The organism is Patescibacteria group bacterium (genome assembly GCA_041659905.1).
Classification (GTDB): domain Bacteria; phylum Patescibacteriota; class Kazan-3B-28; order Kazan-3B-28; family UBA10110; genus UBA10110.
Genome location: JBAZXK010000003.1, coordinates 39,631 through 60,094, shown reverse-complemented (window position 1 = coordinate 60,094; position 20,464 = coordinate 39,631). Strand labels below are relative to the sequence as shown.

24 protein-coding genes are annotated in these 20,464 nt (G+C 45.2%); 4 read left to right on the top strand and 20 right to left on the bottom strand.

Annotated features, from left to right (window positions below; genetic code table 11):
• From WC805_03665 to WC805_03600, 14 genes are all read right to left on the bottom strand, one after another.
• Positions 1-2,368, bottom strand: a 2,368-nt coding sequence (locus tag WC805_03665; protein ID MFA5967574.1) for a vitamin B12-dependent ribonucleotide reductase, incomplete at its 3' end; no start/stop codon positions are given.
• Between the two features lie 22 nt (positions 2,369-2,390).
• Positions 2,391-2,843, bottom strand: a complete 453-nt coding sequence (gene nrdR, locus WC805_03660; protein MFA5967573.1) for a transcriptional regulator NrdR — start codon at positions 2,841-2,843, stop codon at positions 2,391-2,393.
• Between the two features lie 195 nt (positions 2,844-3,038).
• Entirely contained in the window at positions 3,039-3,317 is a 279-nt protein-coding gene (locus WC805_03655; protein MFA5967572.1) for a hypothetical protein, read from the bottom strand.
• A gap of 359 nt (positions 3,318-3,676) precedes the next feature.
• Positions 3,677-4,780 carry a cell division protein FtsZ gene (gene ftsZ / locus WC805_03650; GenBank protein ID MFA5967571.1) on the bottom strand — a complete coding sequence of 368 codons (1,104 nt, stop codon included), beginning with the start codon at positions 4,778-4,780 and terminating at the stop codon, positions 3,677-3,679.
• Positions 4,781-4,983: 203 nt separating this feature from the next.
• On the bottom strand, positions 4,984-6,198 hold the full coding sequence (ftsA, locus tag WC805_03645; GenBank protein MFA5967570.1) for a cell division protein FtsA: 1,215 nt from the start codon (positions 6,196-6,198) through the stop codon (positions 4,984-4,986).
• 82 nt (positions 6,199-6,280) lie between these two features.
• Positions 6,281-6,730: an rRNA maturation RNase YbeY gene (gene ybeY / locus WC805_03640; GenBank protein MFA5967569.1), complete on the bottom strand. Its 450-nt coding sequence runs from the start codon at positions 6,728-6,730 to the stop codon at positions 6,281-6,283.
• Between the two features lie 3 nt (positions 6,731-6,733).
• Complete coding sequence (locus WC805_03635; GenBank protein ID MFA5967568.1) at positions 6,734-7,174, bottom strand: GatB/YqeY domain-containing protein; 441 nt, start codon at positions 7,172-7,174, stop codon at positions 6,734-6,736.
• A 3-nt stretch (positions 7,175-7,177) separates the two neighbouring features.
• Positions 7,178-7,381: a 30S ribosomal protein S21 gene (locus WC805_03630; GenBank protein MFA5967567.1), complete on the bottom strand. Its 204-nt coding sequence runs from the start codon at positions 7,379-7,381 to the stop codon at positions 7,178-7,180.
• Between the two features lie 79 nt (positions 7,382-7,460).
• A complete protein-coding gene (locus WC805_03625; GenBank protein ID MFA5967566.1) occupies positions 7,461-7,874 on the bottom strand; it encodes an HIT domain-containing protein in 414 nt (137 codons plus the stop codon).
• A 5-nt stretch (positions 7,875-7,879) separates the two neighbouring features.
• Positions 7,880-8,197, bottom strand: a complete 318-nt coding sequence (locus WC805_03620) for a hypothetical protein (GenBank protein MFA5967565.1) — start codon at positions 8,195-8,197, stop codon at positions 7,880-7,882.
• 3 nt (positions 8,198-8,200) lie between these two features.
• The gene (gene hisS, locus WC805_03615; protein MFA5967564.1) at positions 8,201-9,535 is read right to left on the bottom strand and encodes a histidine--tRNA ligase; all 1,335 of its coding nucleotides are present in this window, start codon (positions 9,533-9,535) and stop codon (positions 8,201-8,203) included.
• Positions 9,495-10,388, bottom strand: a complete 894-nt coding sequence (gene secF, locus WC805_03610) for a protein translocase subunit SecF (protein MFA5967563.1) — start codon at positions 10,386-10,388, stop codon at positions 9,495-9,497. The genes hisS and secF overlap by 41 nt, the downstream gene beginning before the upstream one ends.
• Positions 10,385-11,701, bottom strand: a complete 1,317-nt coding sequence (secD, locus tag WC805_03605; GenBank protein ID MFA5967562.1) for a protein translocase subunit SecD — start codon at positions 11,699-11,701, stop codon at positions 10,385-10,387. The genes secF and secD overlap by 4 nt, the downstream gene beginning before the upstream one ends.
• Before the next feature lie 44 nt (positions 11,702-11,745).
• Positions 11,746-12,831: a sugar phosphate nucleotidyltransferase gene (locus WC805_03600; protein ID MFA5967561.1), complete on the bottom strand. Its 1,086-nt coding sequence runs from the start codon at positions 12,829-12,831 to the stop codon at positions 11,746-11,748.
• A gap of 118 nt (positions 12,832-12,949) precedes the next feature.
• Between WC805_03600 and WC805_03595 the strand changes: the two genes are divergently transcribed.
• The 4 genes from WC805_03595 to WC805_03580 all read left to right on the top strand — a co-directional run bounded on the left by WC805_03595 (position 12,950) and on the right by WC805_03580 (position 15,972).
• On the top strand, positions 12,950-13,249 hold the full coding sequence (locus tag WC805_03595) for a GIY-YIG nuclease family protein (GenBank protein MFA5967560.1): 300 nt from the start codon (positions 12,950-12,952) through the stop codon (positions 13,247-13,249).
• Positions 13,250-13,296: 47 nt separating this feature from the next.
• A complete protein-coding gene (thpR, locus tag WC805_03590) occupies positions 13,297-13,869 on the top strand; it encodes an RNA 2',3'-cyclic phosphodiesterase (GenBank protein MFA5967559.1) in 573 nt (190 codons plus the stop codon).
• Positions 13,870-13,973: 104 nt separating this feature from the next.
• Positions 13,974-15,191: an Ig-like domain-containing protein gene (locus WC805_03585; GenBank protein ID MFA5967558.1), complete on the top strand. Its 1,218-nt coding sequence runs from the start codon at positions 13,974-13,976 to the stop codon at positions 15,189-15,191.
• Positions 15,192-15,195: 4 nt separating this feature from the next.
• Positions 15,196-15,972 carry a hypothetical protein gene (locus WC805_03580; GenBank protein MFA5967557.1) on the top strand — a complete coding sequence of 259 codons (777 nt, stop codon included), beginning with the start codon at positions 15,196-15,198 and terminating at the stop codon, positions 15,970-15,972.
• A gap of 122 nt (positions 15,973-16,094) precedes the next feature.
• Here WC805_03580 and WC805_03575 read toward each other — a convergent pair whose 3' ends face one another.
• The 6 genes from WC805_03575 to WC805_03550 all read right to left on the bottom strand — a co-directional run bounded on the left by WC805_03575 (position 16,095) and on the right by WC805_03550 (position 20,439).
• Positions 16,095-16,670 carry a hypothetical protein gene (locus WC805_03575; GenBank protein ID MFA5967556.1) on the bottom strand — a complete coding sequence of 192 codons (576 nt, stop codon included), beginning with the start codon at positions 16,668-16,670 and terminating at the stop codon, positions 16,095-16,097.
• 156 nt (positions 16,671-16,826) lie between these two features.
• Positions 16,827-17,420 (bottom strand): hypothetical protein, encoded by a 594-nt coding sequence (locus tag WC805_03570; protein MFA5967555.1) that lies wholly within the window; start codon positions 17,418-17,420, stop codon positions 16,827-16,829.
• A 36-nt stretch (positions 17,421-17,456) separates the two neighbouring features.
• Positions 17,457-18,569, bottom strand: coding sequence for a tRNA guanosine(34) transglycosylase Tgt (locus WC805_03565; GenBank protein MFA5967554.1), 1,113 nt, complete (start codon positions 18,567-18,569; stop codon positions 17,457-17,459).
• Between the two features lie 279 nt (positions 18,570-18,848).
• Positions 18,849-19,268, bottom strand: a complete 420-nt coding sequence (rplL, locus tag WC805_03560; protein ID MFA5967553.1) for a 50S ribosomal protein L7/L12 — start codon at positions 19,266-19,268, stop codon at positions 18,849-18,851.
• A gap of 131 nt (positions 19,269-19,399) precedes the next feature.
• Positions 19,400-19,921 carry a 50S ribosomal protein L10 gene (gene rplJ, locus WC805_03555; protein MFA5967552.1) on the bottom strand — a complete coding sequence of 174 codons (522 nt, stop codon included), beginning with the start codon at positions 19,919-19,921 and terminating at the stop codon, positions 19,400-19,402.
• A 167-nt stretch (positions 19,922-20,088) separates the two neighbouring features.
• The gene (locus tag WC805_03550) at positions 20,089-20,439 is read right to left on the bottom strand and encodes a hypothetical protein (GenBank protein MFA5967551.1); all 351 of its coding nucleotides are present in this window, start codon (positions 20,437-20,439) and stop codon (positions 20,089-20,091) included.
• Positions 20,440-20,464: the final 25 nt, after the last annotated feature.

The following is a 20,464-nucleotide window of genomic DNA, read 5'->3' as shown; positions in this document are numbered from 1 at the left end:
ATCCTGATACTACCGAACCTTCCAGGCCGGCAGCGATAAAGATCTCGCCCAGATCGCCGTTCTCAAATTTATTAGCTGTAATGTAAACTTTGTGCTGGCCGTTGATGACAACTTTATGAGTGACGCCCTCGCGGGTTAACGGCATCTCGCGATGGCGCGACGGCACCATTAACATCCCGGGTTGGCTGGCACCTTTAGCAGTCAGCGGTTGGGAAGCTTTGCAATTATCCCGATAGATGGCGATGGCTTTAAGGCCCCGGCGCCACGCTTCGATGTAGATCTCCTCGATCGCCTCCACGGTAGCCTCCTCAGGCATGTTCACGGTCTTAGAAATGGCTCCAGACAGGAACGGCTGCACGGCGGTCATCATTTCGATATGCCCCATCGGCTGAATAAAGCGGACGCCGCCATTACATTTGTTGGCACAATCGAAAATCGGCAAATGTTCTTCTTTAATTTCCGGGGAACCCTCGATCGTGCCTTTTTCTAGAACATATTGTTTAATTTGTTCAATTTGATCAACCGTATAGCCTAAGTTTTTTAAGGCCGGCTCGACTGACTGGTTAATAATTGAATAGCCGCCGCCGCCGGATAACTTTTTATATTTTACTAAAGCAAAGTCTGGCTCGATGCCGGTAGTGTCTACATCCATCAATGGACCAATAGTGCCGGTGGGAGCTAAGACAGTGACTTGAGCATTGCGGTAGCCGTACTCTTGGCCCCGGTCTGAGGCTTCGGTCCAATCCGCTATTACTGCTGTTTGCAAATCTGGATCTGGAATATCTCGCAAGTTCTCGGCCGCATATTTATGCAGGCGGATAACTTCTTGCATACTCTCAGTGTTGAGCGGATATTCGACAAACGGCCCCATCCGGCCGGCAACTTTAGCTGACATGGCGTAAGCTCGTCCGGTCATAATAGCGGTGATCGCCGCGGCCATTCCCCGCCCTTCTTTGCTGTCGTAGGGCATCCCTAAGCGCATCAAATAAGCGCCGAGGTTGGCATAACCCAGTCCTAACGCCCGAAACTTGTGGGTATTGAGAGCGATTTTATCTACCGGGTAAGAACTGTAATCTACCAAGATCTCTTGCGCTAAAATCATCAATTCTACCGCCCGCCGGAACGAGGCGATATCAAATTTGCCTTCTTCGTCGGCAAACTTCACCAAGTTGATGGAAGAAAGATTGCAGGCCGAATCATCTAGGAACATAAATTCGCTGCAAGGATTACTGGCGTTGATCCGACCGGACATTTTGCAAGTATGCCACCGATTTACCGTGGTATCGTATTGCATACCCGGATCTGCGCAGCGCCAAGCTGACTCGGCGATCATCCGCATTAGGTCTTTCGCTTTGTAAGTCTGGATCACCTCGCCATTAGTCACGGCTTTGGTCTGCCAGTCTTCGTCCGCTAAGTAAGCTTGCATAAATTCATCGGTCACCCGAATCGAATTATTCGAATTTTGCCCTGCCACGGTGTGATAAGCCTCGCCGTTGAAATCGGCATCATAGCCTTCCCGGATTAAAGCCTGGGCTTTTTCTTCTTCTTTGGCTTTCCATTTAATAAAGTCTTCGATTTCAGGATGATCGATATTAACGATGACCATTTTAGCCGCCCGCCGGGTAATGCCGCCGGACTTGGTGGCACCAGCTCCCGCATCTAAAACTTTTAGGAAGGATATCAGCCCCGAAGGGTTGCCGCCAGTCGATAATCGTTCGAGCCGCGAGCGTAGCGTCGAAAAATTAGTGCCCGTGCCGGAGCCCCATTTAAACAGCCGCGATTCGCGCTTAACTAAATCAAAAATATCTTCTAATGTGTCTTTGATGGATTGAATAAAACAGGCGCTGCACTGCGGGTGTTCATAATTATCGAGCGAATCCTCAACTTTGTCCGTGTCGGGATTGTAGTAATAAAAATTAGTGTCCGTAGTTCTGGTAATGCCGTATTTTTCGAAAATACCCACGTTAAACCAGACCGGTGAATTGAAAGCTGCTTTTTGCAACAGCAATAAATGCGCTATTTCGTCGTAAAAAGTTTGGGTTTCTTCGTCATCGGAAAAATAACCTAATTTTTTTCCGGCTTGAGTAATCGCCAAAGCCACCCGATCGATCATTTGGCGGACGCTCATCTCGCGGCCTTCCGGAGTTGGTACGCCCTTGCGCCGGAAATATTTCCAGGCGGCAATATTGACGGCGGTATCTGACCAGGCCACCGGCGCCTCGACTTCCCAATCAATTAAAACCTGATTGGCCTTACTATCAAATAAATAGGCTCGGCGCTTCCCCCATTCTTCTTTATCAAAAACATTCTCACCCTCTCTCGTAAAATACCGCGACACCAACTTAACTCCCGTGCGAGTTACTGCCATACCACCTCCTAAGTAGTAATTATTATCTGCTAATTAATTTTTTGATCTCTTCTTGAAAAGCTGCTAAATCCACAAACTCCCGATAGACTGACGCGAACCGAATGTAGGCCACCTTGTCTAGTTGCTTGATTCGTTCCAGCACCATTTCCCCGATGACGGTGCTTTGAATCTCTACATCATATTTTTCCATAATTTCCCGGACAATACTATCAATCATTATTTCAATTTTGTCCGGACTGACGTTGCGTTTTTCAAAGGCCTTATAAATTCCCCGAGAAAGTTTATGGCGATCAAACATTTCCCGCGCCCCGCTTTTTTTCACTACCATTAAATTGGGCACTTCAAATCTTTCATAGGTAGTAAAACGGTAATGGCAGGTGGTACACTCGCGCCGGCGGCGAATACTATCGGCTTCGTCGCTTTCACGGGAATCAATGACAGCCGTGTCTCCTTGTTTACAGGCGGGGCAACGCATAAATCTACACTATGTTGATATCTAATTCCTAACTTACCCCCAATATCTTGTGTCGCCAAGATAGCAAGAAAAAACTCGCCCCCAGCCAGAAAAGTTTGTTGAAAGATATTTAAAACGACCTGTGTAGAAACAGGTCGCTTATTTTCATGGTCTTGTTGTAATGATTTAGTGTGCAGAGCCAGGCTAAGACTAATCTTATTCAGTGCTGGCGAGGAGAAGCCGAAGCTTAGTAGTTTCAGCTGCAAACAGAGCTGCAACATCTGCGAGAAAAAGATTCATCGTCTCTGAAGTGATGTCTTTCTGGCTCACTGCTTCGTGGCCTGCGGCGATACCTAAGTCCGGACTGTCCACAATGAATTTCTCTACCCACAAGGGATTCATATCGAGATACACCTCATGGGTATTGAGCGATTTTCTGTTGGCAATAGGAAAACGTACCGAGAAACCGGTCTCCCCTTTTTTCATTTCCTTCATAGGTTTGTATATCCGGATGGATCCAAAGGTTTCGCTCCCAGAGAAATCAGCGTGGCCCCGCAGGCCATGTTTTTGAGCCAATTTTTGAACTTGAGTCAGAAAAATAACCGGAACAAATCTAATAGCCGTAGGCGGCATAAGTGGCCTCCCTTTTTCACCCCATTAGGGCAGTGTTAATTTAAAAATCAATGATCGACCATGAATGGCCTATTATAGCCAGCACTGCAGGAATTGACAAGTCTACTTAAAACAGCCCGGATAGGCTGTTTTAAGTTATTATTCTTCGAGTGTAATCGAGAAGTACTTTAGGTGACTCCTCGACTGCGCTCGGAGGGTAAATATTAGAGCTTGGGGAATATTTACTTGATTTTTTTGCGGATGAAAGCCGGCACATCGATCTCGTCCTTGTCTTCTTCGGTAGTTTCCTTGGACGGCTGTCCTCCAACTCGGGCTGGCTGCTCCATCCGGCGCCGGCCTGGACCGACACTGTACATATCATCATCAAAGCCAGTCGCTACTACAGTAATTTTTACTTCGCCTTGCATCGCTTCATCGATCACGGCGCCAAAGATAATATTGGCATCCGGATCCGCCGCTTCGGTAATAATTCTGGCCGCTTCGTCAATTTCGTACATCCCCAGATCGGGACCGCCGGTGATGTTAAAGAGAACGCCTTTCGCTCCGTCGATCGAAAGCTCTAAGAGAGGACTGTCGATGGCTTGCTTGGCAGCTTCTAAGGTCCGGCTATCGCCAGTGCCCCGGCCAATACCCATCAAAGCGGAACCGGAATTGGACATAATGGCTTTGACATCGGCAAAGTCGACATTGATCATGCCATGCTGAGTAATTAAATCAGAAATGCCTTGGACGCCTTGGCGCAACACATCATCGACCACCGAGAAGGCATCGTACAGCGAAGTTTTTTTATCGATCACCTGCAACAGGCGGTCGTTGGGAATCACAATCAGCGTATCGACTTTGGTGCGAAGTTCCTCAATCCCTTCTTCGGCAATTTTCCGGCGCCGCAAACCCTCGAAAGAAAATGGCTTGGTGACCACCGCTACGGTTAAGGCTCCTAGTTCGCGCGCAATTTCCGCTACTGCCGGACCGGCGCCAGTGCCAGTGCCGCCGCCCGCACCATAAGTCACAAAGACCATGTCGGCATCTTTGAGCGCATTGTAAATATCTTCTTTATTCTCTTCGGCTGATTTCTTGCCTTTTTCCGGATCAGCTCCCGCGCCAAGTCCACGCGTGGTAGTTTGGCCAATATGAATTTTAGTGGACGCTTCGCAATAATGTAAATCTTGCGCATCTGTATTTACTGCCACAAATTCGACGCCCTTGATATTGGCATCGATCATACGATTAATGGCATGTGAACCACCACCACCAACCCCCACCACTTTGATTCGAGCGAACACCCCTTCGCCCGCAAAATCGGACACCATTTTCCGCGAAACCATATAATTATTCCTCCTAAGCATTATTTTGTTGGCTTAAAATAATCCACACCCAATCCCCAAGTTATCCACCCAATGACTTCTTATTATATATGAGTAGTAAAAGATAAGTCAAAAGGATTAAAAGGTTTTCTATAAAATGGCTTTGGGAGCCATAAAAGCCATATTCCATCCCCACTAATTTTAATCCCCAAATTGTGGATAACTTATTTAAACCAACTTCTCAAACGAGCCATCACTCCGCTAAAACTAGGTTCTCTAGTGAACCCGGATAGGTTGCTAGTTTCATCCATTCCCCACAAAACCAAACCAATGGCAGTGACAAACCGCGGATCGTCCAACCGATCGACCACTCCCCGCAATTCAATAGGAAAACCGATTTGCGCCGACAAACCTAAATGATCTTTAGCAAAATCAACAATGCCCGGCAACTTAGCGCCGCCGCCCACTAACACTGCCCCTGCCGGCAACATACCGTCTTTTCCGGCTTTGCGTAATTCGGCTTTAATCATCATAAAAATTTCCATCAACCGCGCTTCGATAATTTCGGCAATGTAACGCCTGGAAATAACTTGGTCTTCCGATTTATCAAACCGCGAAAGATCGACGGTGTCTTTGTCGGACAACATGACAGAGCTCGCCATACCATACTCGACCTTAACTTTTTCGGCGACATCTAGGGAAGTCCGGAGCCCAATAGCAATATCCGAAGTGAGATGGGATGAACCGATCGGCAGTACGGCGGAATGGCAAATATCTCCCTCATCAAAAACGACTAATCCGGTGGTGCCAGCCCCGATATCGATCACCACTACCCCGAGTTCTTTTTGCTTCTTGGATAGCACGGCCTTACTGGCAGCCAAGGGAGCCATGACAAAATTGGCGATACTGACGCCTGCCTGTTCCACTGTCTTCTGCAAATTCTTAATAAAGGGGGTGGCGCCGGTAATGACATGGGCATCTACTTCTAGCCGGGTCCCGGCCATCCCAATAGGGTCTTTGATGCCATCCTGACCGTCCACAATGAAAGTGCGCGGAACTACGTGGATAATCTCGCGGTTGGCTGGTAAGGCCACGGTTTGGGCGCTCTCAATCACTCGCAGAATATCGTCGCTACTGATTTCGTGATGGGCTACGGAAATCAATCCGCGGGTATTAGAAGATTGGATATGTTCCCCATTAACGCTGACATAAGCATTCTCGATCGGAACTCCCGCCATCCGTTCGGCCTTATCTAAAGCTGCCGTGATGGCGGCCACAGTTTCTTCGACATCGGTGACTACCCCTTTTCTGAGACCAGAATTCTCCTGGACTCCGACGCCGATAATATTGGGATGGAGTTCGTCTTCGCCGCGATGACCAATAATAGCCACAACCTCCGAACTACCCACATCAATGCCGATGGTAACTTTTTCCCTCATGCAGAGCTTATTTATTCCTTAAAAAGTTGACGTTCTTATCTATTATATGCGAGATGTCCCGCTTAGCCAATCATCCCCTATGTTACAGCACCAGCTGGACAATGCGGTCTTCTAGACTTTCCATCTCTTTAGCATCCGCTGATTGTTCATGATCAAACCCCAATAAATGGAGTAATCCGTGGACAAATAATTGAGCAAAGCGCTCTTTGTCAGAAATTCGCAAACCTTTGGCTTCCTGTGCTAATGTCTCGCAGCTAATATACACATCTCCTAAATAATTTTTGTCTGACTGGGCTTGCGTCACGCCGACTATGTCTTTATTTTCGAAAGATAAAACATTAGTTGATTTATCCTTTCCCCGATAGCGCTGATTTAATGATTTCATTTTATCGTCGTTGGCCAAAATCAAACCCGCTTCGCTATCCAGACTTTTATTAGCTGAACCCAACACCACGTCAAAAATAAAACGGATGAACTCATCGTCCACCCCTTCAATGCCATACCCGTCATAGCCAATAAAAACCTGCGACATTGATTACCGATTAGCCAACTTACTATTAACTAATTTTGCCACTAAATTGCCGTCGGCCTGGCCACCGGCTTTTTTCATCACGGCGCCGATAATCTGGCCCACTGCTGCCCCGGGCTGAGCCGCTAGCTCTGCTTCAACTATTTTAACGACCTCCGCTTCGGACATTGCCGCCGGCAAATAAATCTCTAATATTTTCATTTCGGCGGCTTCTTTGGCGGCTTGTTCCGGCCTCCCTCCCGCCGTGTAGCTTTCGACAGCTTCTTTGCGTTTTTTAACTTCGTGTTTAACGACTGTTTGCAGATCGGCTTCACTTAACTCGCCGCCTTTAGCTATTTCCTGGTTATGAATCGCATTAGAAAGCAGCCGTAAGGTTTGCAGCTTCAAATCATCCTTATTCTTCATGGCCACAACTAATTCGGCCTGGACCGTAGCTTTAATATCCATAAATTAATAAAGCTCTTTCTTCTTTTGCGTGCGAATCTTATCCTTGCGCACTGCGCTGGCTCGCCGTTGACCCTTGGTTACCGGTTTCGCCCGAAACCGCCGTTCTTTGGCTTCTGTTAAAGACTTGGATAGCAACACCATCCGGTTAAACCGGCGCATCATGGCCTCGAAACTCTCTTTTTCTTTACGTTTGACGTAGCTAGACATAAGCAAATGATAGCCTGTAAACCAGGTCTAGTCAAGGGAGTCTGTCGGGCAACGGCTCAACCGGTTGAGCTGTTGCATCTTAGACAGCTTCTTCGATGGTTTTTGCTTGAATATGGGGTTCTTCCTCCGCCACAGCTAACCCGACTTTTTCTGATAGGGGTACGCCGCCCAAAACATGGAAATGGAGATGGGGAATAGCTTGGCCACCCCATTTGCCAATATTAGTGACTACGCGATAGCCATTTTCCGCTATGTGCATATCGGCTGCCACTTTTTTGCACACCAATAAAATCTTGCCAGCTAAATCCCGGTCTAATTCCTCCAAATGAGCCAGGCTGATAATATGTCTTTTAGTGATCACGACCATATGGATCGGCGCATCGGGATGCAAATTATCGACCACAATAATATCATCGTCTTCATAACGGATGGGAGTAATCGCCCCACCCTGGGCTACTTTACAAAACACACAATTATTTTGATCTTCGCTCATCTTAATTAAAAAACACTACTATCAAAAGTTTGCCATTCTCCGTCTACTTCCCGATAGGCTTCCAGCTTATGAGTGATCTCAGTAGGAGAATAAATATATTCATACTGAGCGCTGCTGGTTCCGCGCCGATGGGCGCCAATAATTTTTTTATCCAGCACGACCGGCCGGGTGATCCAAAGCAATTTAATTTTTCCTAACGGTCCTGTAAAAATTAAAGTTTCTATTTCGCCGATCTCGTCTTCACCGGGTGCTTTAGTATCCTCTAACACAGTAAATTGGGCCTGCACTCGGTCTAAAATCTCGCCCCATTTTTCTTGATCCATACCCTAGAGTTTAATGGCAGTTTTTTCTTCTATCTTCTGGATGATCATTTTGACAATATTCCGATCCAGCACTGTTTCCTGAGACCGATCCTGCATATCTCGCAAAATCACATTTTTATCATGCACTTCCTGATCGCCGATAATAACTGCCAGAAGACTATTAAGTTGGCTAGCTGCCCCGAGCTGCGACTGAATATTCCCCTTCCCCAGCAAACTGGAAACTCTCAAACCGGCCTGTTCCAAGCTAGTAATAATTTCGATAGCTTTGGCTTTGGCTCGATCCCCTAGTTGCACCACAAACACATCGGTTTTAGCTGTTTCTGGAACCATAATCGTTTGTTGTTTTAGAGCATCAATAGTCCGCTCCACTCCGCCAGCATAACCAATTGCCGGCGTATCAGGACCGCCTAAAAGTTTAATAAGGCCATCATAACGACCGCCGCCGCCGATAGAAGTATCTTCTCCTTTTATAACCACTTCAAAAATCGTGTGGGTGTAGTAATCAAGGCCCCGCACGAGATTAGAATCGAGTTCGTATTCTACCTTCATATCATCTAGATATTCGAGAACTTTAGTAAATCGTTTTTTTGATTCTTGGTCTAAGCTATCCAATAGAATATTGCCAGCTTCGGCTACAATCCCCTTGCATTTAGCCACCTTGCAATCTAACACGCGTAAAGTATTTTTCTTCAAGCGGATTTTACAATCTTCACATAAATCTTTCTTGTGGGGAGTTAAAAATTTTTCTAACGCTCCGACTGATTTGGCTCTGCACTTGGAAGTTCCTAAGCTATTGATTTTAACTATTAAATCTTTGAGACCAATTTTCTGATAGTACCGCATCATGGATTGGATCATGGCTGCATCGGTCGCCGGGTCATCGTCGCCGAATAATTCCAAGCCAAACTGGTAGAATTCCCGAAATCTCCCCGCCTGAGGCCGTTCGTAACGGTACATTGGCCCCCAATAATACAATTTAACCGGTTGAGGTAAGGTCCGCATGCCATGTTCAATGTAAGCCCGAGCGGCTCCGGCAGTACCCTCGGGACGTAGCGTGACGCTATTGCCGCCCAGATCTTTGAAGGTATACATCTGTTTATCCACAATGTCAGTAAATTCGCCAACGCTGCGTTTAAATAGTTCAGTAGCTTCAAAGGTTGGCAAAATAATCCGCTCAAAGCCGGCGGCATGAAAAACATCCTGAAAATTTTTCTCTACCAAAACCAATACTTCTGCTCTTCGGGCAAAATATCTCTGAGTCCCCGCGGAGTTTGAATAACTTTTGAGCTGGACATGATTAATGTTTTTTATATCCGAGTAACAGCAGGGGCGAAGCAATAAAGACCGAGGAATAAGTTCCCACGATTACTCCGATAATCATCGCTAGCGTAAAGAATTTGAGAGTGGGGCCGCCAAAGAAAAACATTGCGACCAGCACTAAAAACAGCGTAAAGGAAGTGTTAATTGACCGGACAATGGTTTCTACAATACTGTCATTTAGCAGCACAACGAGATCTTCACCCGCCCGGCGCCGCAAATTTTCTCTTACCCGATCGAAGGTTACGATCGTGTCGTGGACAGAAAATCCCACCATAGTTAAAACCGCCGTAATAAACATGCCGTCTACTTCCGCTCCCCAAAAATGACCGACAATAGCATAGAGGCCTAATAGAATCAAAACATCATGCGCTAAAGCGATGACGGCAGCGCTGCCGAACCGCCAAGCACTTACCTCCCCCGGCACTCTGCGAAAAGCGTAGGCGATGTACAGTAAGATACCAAAAATAGCCAAGATCACCGCCAGCACGGCTTTGCGTACCACATCAGCACCGATGGTCGGATCGACCGATTCGAACCTGAGCTCGCTCACCTGGTTGAATTTTTCTTGCACGGCCACCAGAATGGTATTTTTCTGATCATTGTTAATTTGAGCACTGCGCACAAAGTAGCGATCACCGCCCTCTGCCTGAGGCGCCACATCCAAGTTCACTTTAGATTTGTAGGCATCCGTGATAACCATTTTAGTGTCGGTATCCGGAGTTTTGGGTTGAGCTATCTGCAATTCCAAAATAGTGCCTCCGGCAAAATCGATGCCAGTTTTGTATCCATAAAGAAACATGGCGGTAATGCCGACTATGATCAGTACCACAGACAATCCGATCCAGAATTTAAAAGTTTTAACTACATTCATAGTGATTTGGCTCCCCAAAGTTTAAGATTTTTTACGAGCGGAGTCGCTGCGACTAAGCGCAATAAGGTATGCGTGATGGTAATGGCGCTAAACATGCTGATAAACACGCCGATACCCAAAGTCAGAGCAAATCCCCTAATTAACCCGGAACCAAAGTAATACAAAATAACACAGGTAATTAAAGTAGAGATGTTCGAATCGCGGATAGAAGTCCAGGCCCGATAGAATCCCGCATCAATTGCTGCTAAAATACTGCGGCCTTCCCTGATTTCTTCTTTCATCCGTTCAAAAATAAGAATATTGGCATCGATCGCCATACCGACCGAGATAATAAAACCGGCGATACCAGCCAGGGTCATCGTTACCGGAATGAAGATAAAGATAGCTAAAGAAATAATGGCATAAATAATTAATGCCAGTGAAGCTAAAATGCCCGGCAAACGATAAAAGATGATCATGAAGAGCAATACCATTAACAGTCCGAGTAATCCCGCCACAATGCTTTTCGTCACCGCTTCTTGCCCTAAGGTGGCGCCAATATTGTTTTGAGAAATTAATTTGACTGGCACGGGCAAGGCACCGGCATTCAGCTGAATGGCTAAACTTTTAGCCTCTTGCAGAGAAAAGCTACCATTAATAATCGCTTGGCCATCCGTGATCTCATCTTGAACTGTCGGAGCCGAGAGCAGCTGTTTATCTAAAAAGATAGCTAGGGGTTTTTGGAGATTACGCTTGGTCGCCTCGGCAAAAATTTTAGCACCGGTACTATCGAACTCTATTGCCACCACCGGTTTTTGCACTAACGAACTGCTGCTTTGATCGATCTGGGCCTCGGCTCTGGCAAAATTAGCGCCCGTCAATCCAATGTCTTTCCATTTGTCGTATTCGTAAGCAATCACTTTGTTGCTGGCGTCGATACTCTGCCCCACTATCCCTTCGCGGAATTCCAATTGAGCAGTTTGACCGATCAGGCCAATAGCTTGGTTAACATCTTTAATACCCGGCAATTCCACAATTACCCGAGAATTATCTTTAGTTTTTTGGATCAACGGCTCAGACACACCCAAAGCGTCGATTCGGCGTCGGATAACATCCACTACTCCCATAACGGCAGTGGTTTCATCGCCAGCGGCAACTTTGCTTAAATCCGTCTGGTAAACCAGATGAGTACCGCCTTGCAAGTCCAAGCCCTCATGAATCGTCCAGCCATTTTTAAATCCGACGAATTTAGCTAAAGCTGGAATATCGATAATTAAGGCCATCAGGAGAATTGCCACGATAACTGCCCCTAACAGACCTGTTTTCTTTGCCATAAGGAGAAATTAAGCTTTATTTATCATATTACCAATTTATACTATCATAAATACTCTGTCATCTCCTCCTTTTCTAATCTCTCCACCAAACCCTTCACCTCTTGATCCCGGCTCTTTCTGACTACCAGCAGAGCATCCGGGGTATTTACGACAGCGACATCTTCTAAGCCGACTACGGTCACTAGCTTATCGGTATCCTCATTAAAAACCAAAACATCCTGACAGTTTACAACTAAAGCCTTACCCTTTACCGCCACTCCTGTTTTCTGTTTACCGTTTAAAACTTCGTGGACCGACTGCCAACTCCCTACATCCTTCCAGCCTAAATCAGCCGGGATCAGCACCATCTGCGGACCTTTTTCGAAAATAGCATAATCCACCGCTACTTTAGTAAAGGTGGGATAGGTGTTTTGCAAAACAGTTAACTCATCCGGTGTCCCCCAAGCTGCCTGAATCGTCTGCAGACCTTGGTAGATATCCGGCACTAACTGGCGGTAGATAGATAACATCTTTTCCCCTTGCCACAGCCACAGCGCCGGATTCCAATAATAATTGCCGGCTTGCATAAATTCTTGCGCCTGCTCCAGACTAGGCTTTTCCACAAATCGCTTCACTGCAAAAACATTTTCAATTATCGGCTCCGACTGCACTTCTAAATAGCCATACCCTGTATACGGATAAATAATCGGCAATCCCACGCTTACAACCAGTTCCGGATGTTGTTTTAGATAATTAAAAGATTTTTGGATGACTTCGACCCATTTATCTTCCTGGGCATAATAATGATCCGCCCACACATTCATCATGAAAGCGCCGGGATGTTCTTTTGCCACTACTGCCGTTGCCAACCCAATCGCCGGACAAGTGTTTCTAAGTTCCGGCTCTACTATTAAATGATTTGGTAGAAATTCGGGTAGTTGCTCGATTAAGAAATTTTCGTAACCTTTGACTGTGCTGATATAAATATTTTCTGGTGGCAAAATCTTCCGCACTCTTTCCCACGTTTTCTGGACCAGCGTATCGTTGCTATCTAGAAACGGTTTGAGTTGCTTGGGGCTATTTTGACGGCTCACTGGCCACAACCGCGTCCCTACTCCTCCCGCAAAAATCACCGCATAGAGATTGTCCATTTTGGCATTATATTTAGTATATTTATACTACCCGCTGTCTCTTTTTCTGTCATCCCAAACTGGTGTAGTGCGGCTGTTCGTCATCCTGAATTTATTTCAGGATCTCTATAATGGGGTTATGAAGAAAGGTTATGTTTATATCCTCACCAATAAGCCAAGGGGTGTGCTTTATGTTGGCGTAACCAGTACCCTTGTTCAACGATTAGATCAGCATTATTTATCCGAAATCAAATCCTTCACCAAAAAATATCGGCTTAAGCGACTAGTTTATTTGGAAGAATTCGATTCGGTAATAGAAGCTATTGCCAGAGAAAAGCAACTGAAAAGATGGCATCGTCAGTGGAAAATCAACTTGATTGAGAGTGTTAACCCTAAATGGAAGGATTTACTAAGAGATGCTGAAACAAGTTCAGCATGACGGGGGAAGGAAAAAATACAGAATAAATAAGAGAGTAAAATAACATCATGAACCAACGACTCTTTATTGCGATTCATTTAGATGCTGCCACCAAATTGGCCATAGCTAAAATTGCGGCTAAACTGCCCGACTCTTCTGCTCTAAATAAAACTCGGGTAGACAATTTGCATTTAACTTTGCAATTCTTGGGTGATACGGAAGAAGATTTAATTCCAGAAATTCAAATCATACTTAACAATGTCGCCAACCGTCACCCGTCTGCGGAACTCAAATTTACTCAACTTAGCGCTTTCCCGTCATGGCAACAGCCCCATCATCTCCGACTGGGAGTTGTTAATGATTCCCTTAAAAACATACAAGCGGACTTACTAAACAGTTTGATTAAAATCGTGCCCACATTAGACGCTAGACCGTTTCAGCCTCATATTACTTTAGCTCGCGTCAAATCTCTCGACGTTGTCACTTTGAATAAACTCCAATCTTTAAATGGTGTCATCACCCTACCTGCTATTATGTCCGCAACCAGTATTGATTTAATGGCGAGCACCCTCACTCCTCATGGACCTATCTATACTCTTATATCCCAACACCACTTGGTTCCAGTTGACAAAAAAATTTAATTGTGGTATAATAAAATTAAATACAAAAGTTGGGTCCGATTGCTGGCGAAATCAGATAAACCATCCGGTCCCCCAGGGGACTCTGGGTAAAAAGAAAAACAAACATGAAACAAATAAAAATTAGCCGTCTCGGCAAACAATTTATCAATCTAATCGAGCAAGAACTCCTAGCCATTATTTCAGTGGGAGTAGTTTTAGCGTTTCTGTTTAGCCAATCAATGGCCGCCGGTTTGCCGGAAGAGATAGCTCTTGCGGAAGGAAGCGAACTACAGGCGACTGAAGCCACTGTGCAAACCATTACGGATGTATCCCCCTCAGCCGGTGAAGTGCTTTTCCACGGCCAACCTACAATCGATTTTGGTTCTGATATTAAAGGAATTACCCGGACTGATTTCGAAATCTGGCCAAAAGAAACCGGCATCAAGAACTTCGGTAATTATTTACAGATTCTAGAAAAGAATGAAGTCACCATTTTAGGCGTCAGCAATGGCAGCCATAATATTTACGTAAAAGCTTTCGGCACTTTAAATATTAATGGGGTCGGTTTTACTTTTAAAACTATCCGCACTTTAGTTAAAACTATTCAAGTGACCAATGGAAGCATCCTGATTAAATTTACCGCCGGCGCCCAAATCTACACTATTTCAACTTTGCAGTTGGAAAAAGAAACTGCCGAGAACGAACCCCCGGCCGTACCAGCCAGCATCGCCGTTCTGCCGTTTCATAGTACATTAGTTTTGAATAAATACACTCCGGCCACTTTTCGGCCATTAGTGATCGTGCTCGATCAAGACGGGAAACAAATTTCTACTACTAGCGGGTCGCTTAAATGGACAACGAGCGACTCTAATGTTGCCACGGTAGACACGAATGGATTGGTTATTCCCAAACTACCCGGTTCCGTCACTATCACCGTCCAAGTCAATGGCACTGAACTAATCGCGGCTACCTCGGTGTTAATTAGAGCTGCCGAGGAAGTGCCAATTATTGATATAACGACGCCTCGCACTCAGAGTGCGGCTCCCACTACAGAAGCAACTAATACAACCACTACTGAAGAAAATCAAACCAATACTATCGCCGGTTTCTTCACTGAGCTATTTAATTTAAAACCTTCTTCGGCTGCTAATTTGAATCCGGCTACCACCACTCAAACCGCGCCGGCTGCTTCTATCACTGCTCCGGCAGCAGCATCCCCCACTGCTTCTGCCGATCCAGGCTTACTGAGCAAGCTAATTACCAGTGTACAAAACGGCATGACTACTGCGGCTCTGTTTATCCAACAGACGCTGGGTCAGCTGGTGGCACAATTAATCCATTAAGGTAATGGAAAAACTTTTCAACGGCACTTCTAAATTAACAGCGCCGTTTATTAAACTACTCGAGCAACTAAAAGCCCATGGAAAACAAGGGCTGGGAATCAGTCTGTTACTGCTATTGCTGATTTTACTATTAATTTGGTCTACCCGGTGCTCGACGCTACAGAAACAACCAGACGGCAACACTACTTCGGATCAGCCAGTTATCGTAGCTTGCTCCAGTAACGGCTACAATGCGGTGTATTACTCCTATGTAACTTGGTTCAATACCCGCCCGGGAATCAATTTAGAAAATATTATGGGCCACCTGGGCGAAAAAGGTTTTATTTCTAGCCGAGATAAATTTTTAACTGCCGTAAAAAAGACGGGGAATCAAGCCCTAGCGGATATTCAAGGACTAACTTGTTTAACTAATTTAGACATCACAGTAGAAGACAAAGGAAAAATCACCGATATCTCTCCTCTAGCTAAATTAGTCAATCTCAAATTCTTAACCCTTCCTCATGCCGACCTCAGGGATATATCACCATTAGGTCATCTTTCGCAATTAGAATATTTAAGTATCGATTTGGAACACCCGGTGGATTTGACTGTTTTGTATGGGTTAAAGAAATTGAAAGAGCTGGATGTGTGCGGCAGTTGGGTTGATGAATCTTGCAACGGAGCTGCGCTGGGGCCCCCAACGAGAACGCTAAGCCAATACCCTAAAGAGTTTTCGGATCTACTAAAAGCCTTGCCTCAACTGACCATCCGGTTTGGTTATTATTTAAACTTATCCTTCTAAGAAAAAACTCCTCGCAGCTGACCGATGAACTATCAATCGCTTTGAGGAGTTTTTTAATTATGGTACCTAATGTACTGTTGTTCTAGTGCATAAACTGGACGAAAAGGGACTCTTGTCTTATCTTATTGTTTAATACCGATGATCCCGCCCACAAAAGCCAGCATATACTGCCCTTCTGGCGCCGTTCCGGGTGGTGGAACGGCGTATTCATAACACATATATCCACCTGGTAAATCATTTTGGCTAGACTCCATGGCTTTAGCCTGTTGCTCTGTAAAATTATCAGTATACATTTCGAGCCACGCAGTGCTGCCGGTATCTGGCTTTTGTTTCAAAGGCACAATAGAGAAGACTTTGGTCTGGTCCAGAATGTCCTGTTGTGAGCTCCTCTCGGCATCTGTCATCACATAGACCGCCGTGATTTTGGTAATGCCCGGCTCCACAATCAGTGCTTTGGAGTTGAAGTCATTCAGCTCAAAAGACGGCGTAAGAAATCCGCCGACGATTAAATGCTTAGAGGGATCTACCATTTCCAACCCTCGTCCCAAATTAAGATAGAGCCCGGGTTGGTCGGGTCGTCCTATCCCCGCTAAAGCAGCGGCGCCTTTACAGGCAATTCCTCCAAACAAGAAGCATGCGATGATACATGTCATCGTGGCCAAAGTAGTGGTGGTTTTTAAGCCATGCTGTGTGACCATGGTTGTTAATCCATCCTTTCAAATAACAAGTAGTCGTTCTTACTCTGTAGAGTAAATAACGCCAAGCTCAAACTAGCATAAAATGGCTCCCAGCGCAATATATTTCTTTAATAGAAAAACCCAGCTGATTAGGCTGGGCGATTTATCGCGATTGAATTACTCCAGTAGTGCGAGCAGATCTGTGAGTAGCCGAATGCGCCACGGATAATCATATTCACCAAAAGGAATGTACAAACCACCATTCCATGGTCGATCGACCAAATAACATTTGATATCAGTGCCTAGGAATGATTCAGCGGTTTCCAGACAATCTTCCACCATTACATCAATGCCAAAATCTTGCGCTGCTGCGCGCTTATCGGCAGTGAAAATGATGGGCCTTTGAACTGAAAAATTATTATCGGCCAACCACTGATACGTGATTAGCTCGATGGTTTCTTTAAGGTCGCTATCAGTTCCTGTGTGCCCTCGCCCTCGGGCCGTAACAAAAACCACATTGTGACCAGCGTCTTGCAATTGTTTCACAGCAGCGGCTGCACAAGGATAAGCCGGCAGTGTTTGGATTAATCCCGAAACAACCATATAATTCTGTACCGGGGTTCTTAGGTTAGGAGGTATACCCATCCAATATTGGGTATAATCAAGCTCCTCTTGATAGCCACAAGCCTTAGCCGCCAGAGCGAAAGTTGGCGCAATCCGTATACAGACACCATCAAGATCAACACCAAAGATTCGAGGACGAATTGTCATTATACTCACCTCTCAAAGATCAGATTTGGCAATGTTTTATTTTACACTATTTCGGAAGTTGACAATAAATTCTTTCTTGAATTTATTAAATCTGTTTTGTGAGATGGCAGTGCGAGATTGTTCCATTAGGCGCATCAGAAAACGAATATTGTGCAACATTAGTTTAATTAATGTTTGTTGACGGGTTATTGGATCCGATGATTTCATGCCGGCCCGAAGTTCCCTACGACTAATCCCTGTTCTACAAGTTGGACAATCACAACCGACTTCAATCACGGAATTATCGCTAGCGTATTCTGCGCGGCGTAAACGCAAATAGCCCTGACTAGTTAGCAATCGACCATGGCGAGCTTCCCGGGTATGTGCTACGCAATCGAATGTATCTATCCCCCGCTCAATGCTTTCTAGTAAATCTACCGGCTCGCCCACGCCCAACAAATGGCGCGGTTTATCTTCGGGTAATTGGCTATTGCAAAAATCGATCATGTTATACATTTTGGAGCGCTGTTCACCAAAGGCTAATCCACCGATGGCTATGCCTGCAATACCATCTTTTAAATGTTTATTGGCATATTTCAGACTTAAAGCCCGGGCCCATTTATTCAATCCACCCTGTAAAATATAAAAAACATTATTGCTGATATTTTGAGACTCGCGAAACCACTTTTCCGTGGTTAAAACTGACTCCAAATAAGCGAAAGGATTTTTCTGGCGCAAATGCCACACCCGATCTAGTGGCATAATAATATCTACTCCCATCTGTTTTTGCCACTCCACTATTTGTGCGGGAGTAATTTTGTGTTCGGCGTCGTCCCAACTGAATTTAATACCGTCTTTTTCTACCCGCATATTCTTAGCTAAACTGACCATTTGAAAACCGCCGGAATCAGCAAAAACTGGCCCATTCCAACTCAGCTGCTCGTGAATATCCGGCGCTTGCAGCTGGCCCTCCATCATCGTATGCAGGGTATTGGTGAGCACCATTTCCACACCCAGCTCCTGCAATCGATTAGCCGATAAGCCAGACCGAAGCAAAGCTGGCGTAAAATTCACCGTAATCGTTGGAGTATGCACCTCGCCATGATCAGTTTGTAAAACCCCGGCTCTCGCCTGACCATCTTTAGCTAAAATATCGAATTTAATCGCCATAAGTTACATCTTACAGCTCTGCCTCTTATTCGTCATCCTGAATCCTTTATGTCATCCTGGACCGACTGGCTGAAAGCCAAGTTCGGATTCAGGATCCAGGCCTAGATTCCGGGTCCCGCCGGGCCAGAGCCCTCTGGGCAAAGGCAAGCCCGGAATGACATACAAATAATATACCAAAAGACCCGCAGGAAGCGGGCCTTGGTTATTTGCATAATTTCTGTTTTGGGGTTCTTCGTATCCGCCCTTAGATGCTGGATGCTAACCCCTAAATGCTATTTATTACTTAAGTTCCACAGTGGCGCCGGCGGCTTCCAATTTGGTTTTCATTTCTTCGGCTTCGGCCTTCTTGACGCCTTCCTTTAAGACTTTCGGTAAAGCTTCAACTAAATCCTTAGCTTCCTTTAGCCCTAAGACGGTCACTTCACGGACAGCTTTAATGACACCAATTTTATTGGAACCAGCCCCAGTCAAGTGCACATCGAATTCGGTTTTTTCTTCCGCAGGAGCCGCTGCGGCACCCGGCATAGCGCCTGCCATCATCATCGGAGCAGCCGCGCTGACGCCAAATTTATCTTCTAAAACCTTAACTAAGTCTGCCAATTCTAGAACAGACATTTTTTCAACCAATTCCATTACTTGAGTAGCGGTCTTGGTTAATTTACTCGTATCTACAGCCTTTTCCCCATCGGAATTTTGCATTTGTTCATCTGCCATATATTTCCTTTCTTTTTCAGGTAACTTCTCGACTCAATCGCGAGATCGCGATTTTCACTCGAAGAATAAATAGTTGTTATTGCCCGAGTGAAATCGAGGGCTTACCTTAATAAATATTATTTACTTGATAAAGCTTTAATTACATTGTAAAAACCTTGTACCGGGCCATTGAGTACTCGGACAAATCCACTGAGCGGAGAATTTAATGTCCAGACTAGTTTAGTCAATAATTCTTCGCGACTGGGCAATTGCGCCAACTGGTTGATCACATCAACTGATACAATTTTCTTTTCTAATATGCCGGCATAAATTTTAATTTTTTCGCTATGATTTTTGGCAAACTGGTAAATCAATTTAGAAATAGCCACTTCGTCTTCACCGTCGGTCGCCACGGCAATTTGCTTACCGACTTTTTGAGTGATTAATCCCTCGATGCCCGCTTCTTTAGTGGCTTTGTCTAGTAAAGTATTTTTAGCTACCTGGAAAGAGACACCTTCTTTGCGCGCTTTTGCCCGCAAAGCATCCAGGTCTTCCATGGTTAAACCCGTGAATTCTGTCAAAACTACCGCTTTGCTGGATTTCAACTTATCGACCAGTTTGGTTAATTGAGCTTCTTTTTGAACTCTGGTTTTTGGCATTTTAACTCCTTAAAATTAAAAAATCGTCTCCTCCGAGACGAACCTTTTGCCTTAGTTGCCAGCCCTAGATGCTAGATGCTAACCCCTAAATGCTAATTGGTTCCTTCTCGGTAGGATTTATGGGGTTTGGACCCCGCCTACGGTCTTTAAAGGATACGTTTAGGATATTACTCGACCGGAGCCTCTCTGTCAACCTCAGGCTTTTCCGGTTGAGTCTTTTCTTGGTTATTACCCCAATCTAATTCCAACCACCAATTATGCCGCAACATTACAGCAATTAGTCCGTAATTAGTCAGATCAAACCAAGTATCCTCGACTGATTCGTCATTAACTCGCTGAACTCTCTTATCTACCAATAATGATTTTAACCGCATGGCTTTATCGCCTACCCTGACCGCCACACCCAATTCCCCATATAGCCCAATATTTTGCGGGGAATAATCTAAATCTTTTTTCTCCGACAAATCCAAAATGTAATCAAATAACAGCTGGTAAGCTTCCCGCTTATTTTTCGGCATCGGTTTATTTTGTATCCATTCTTGA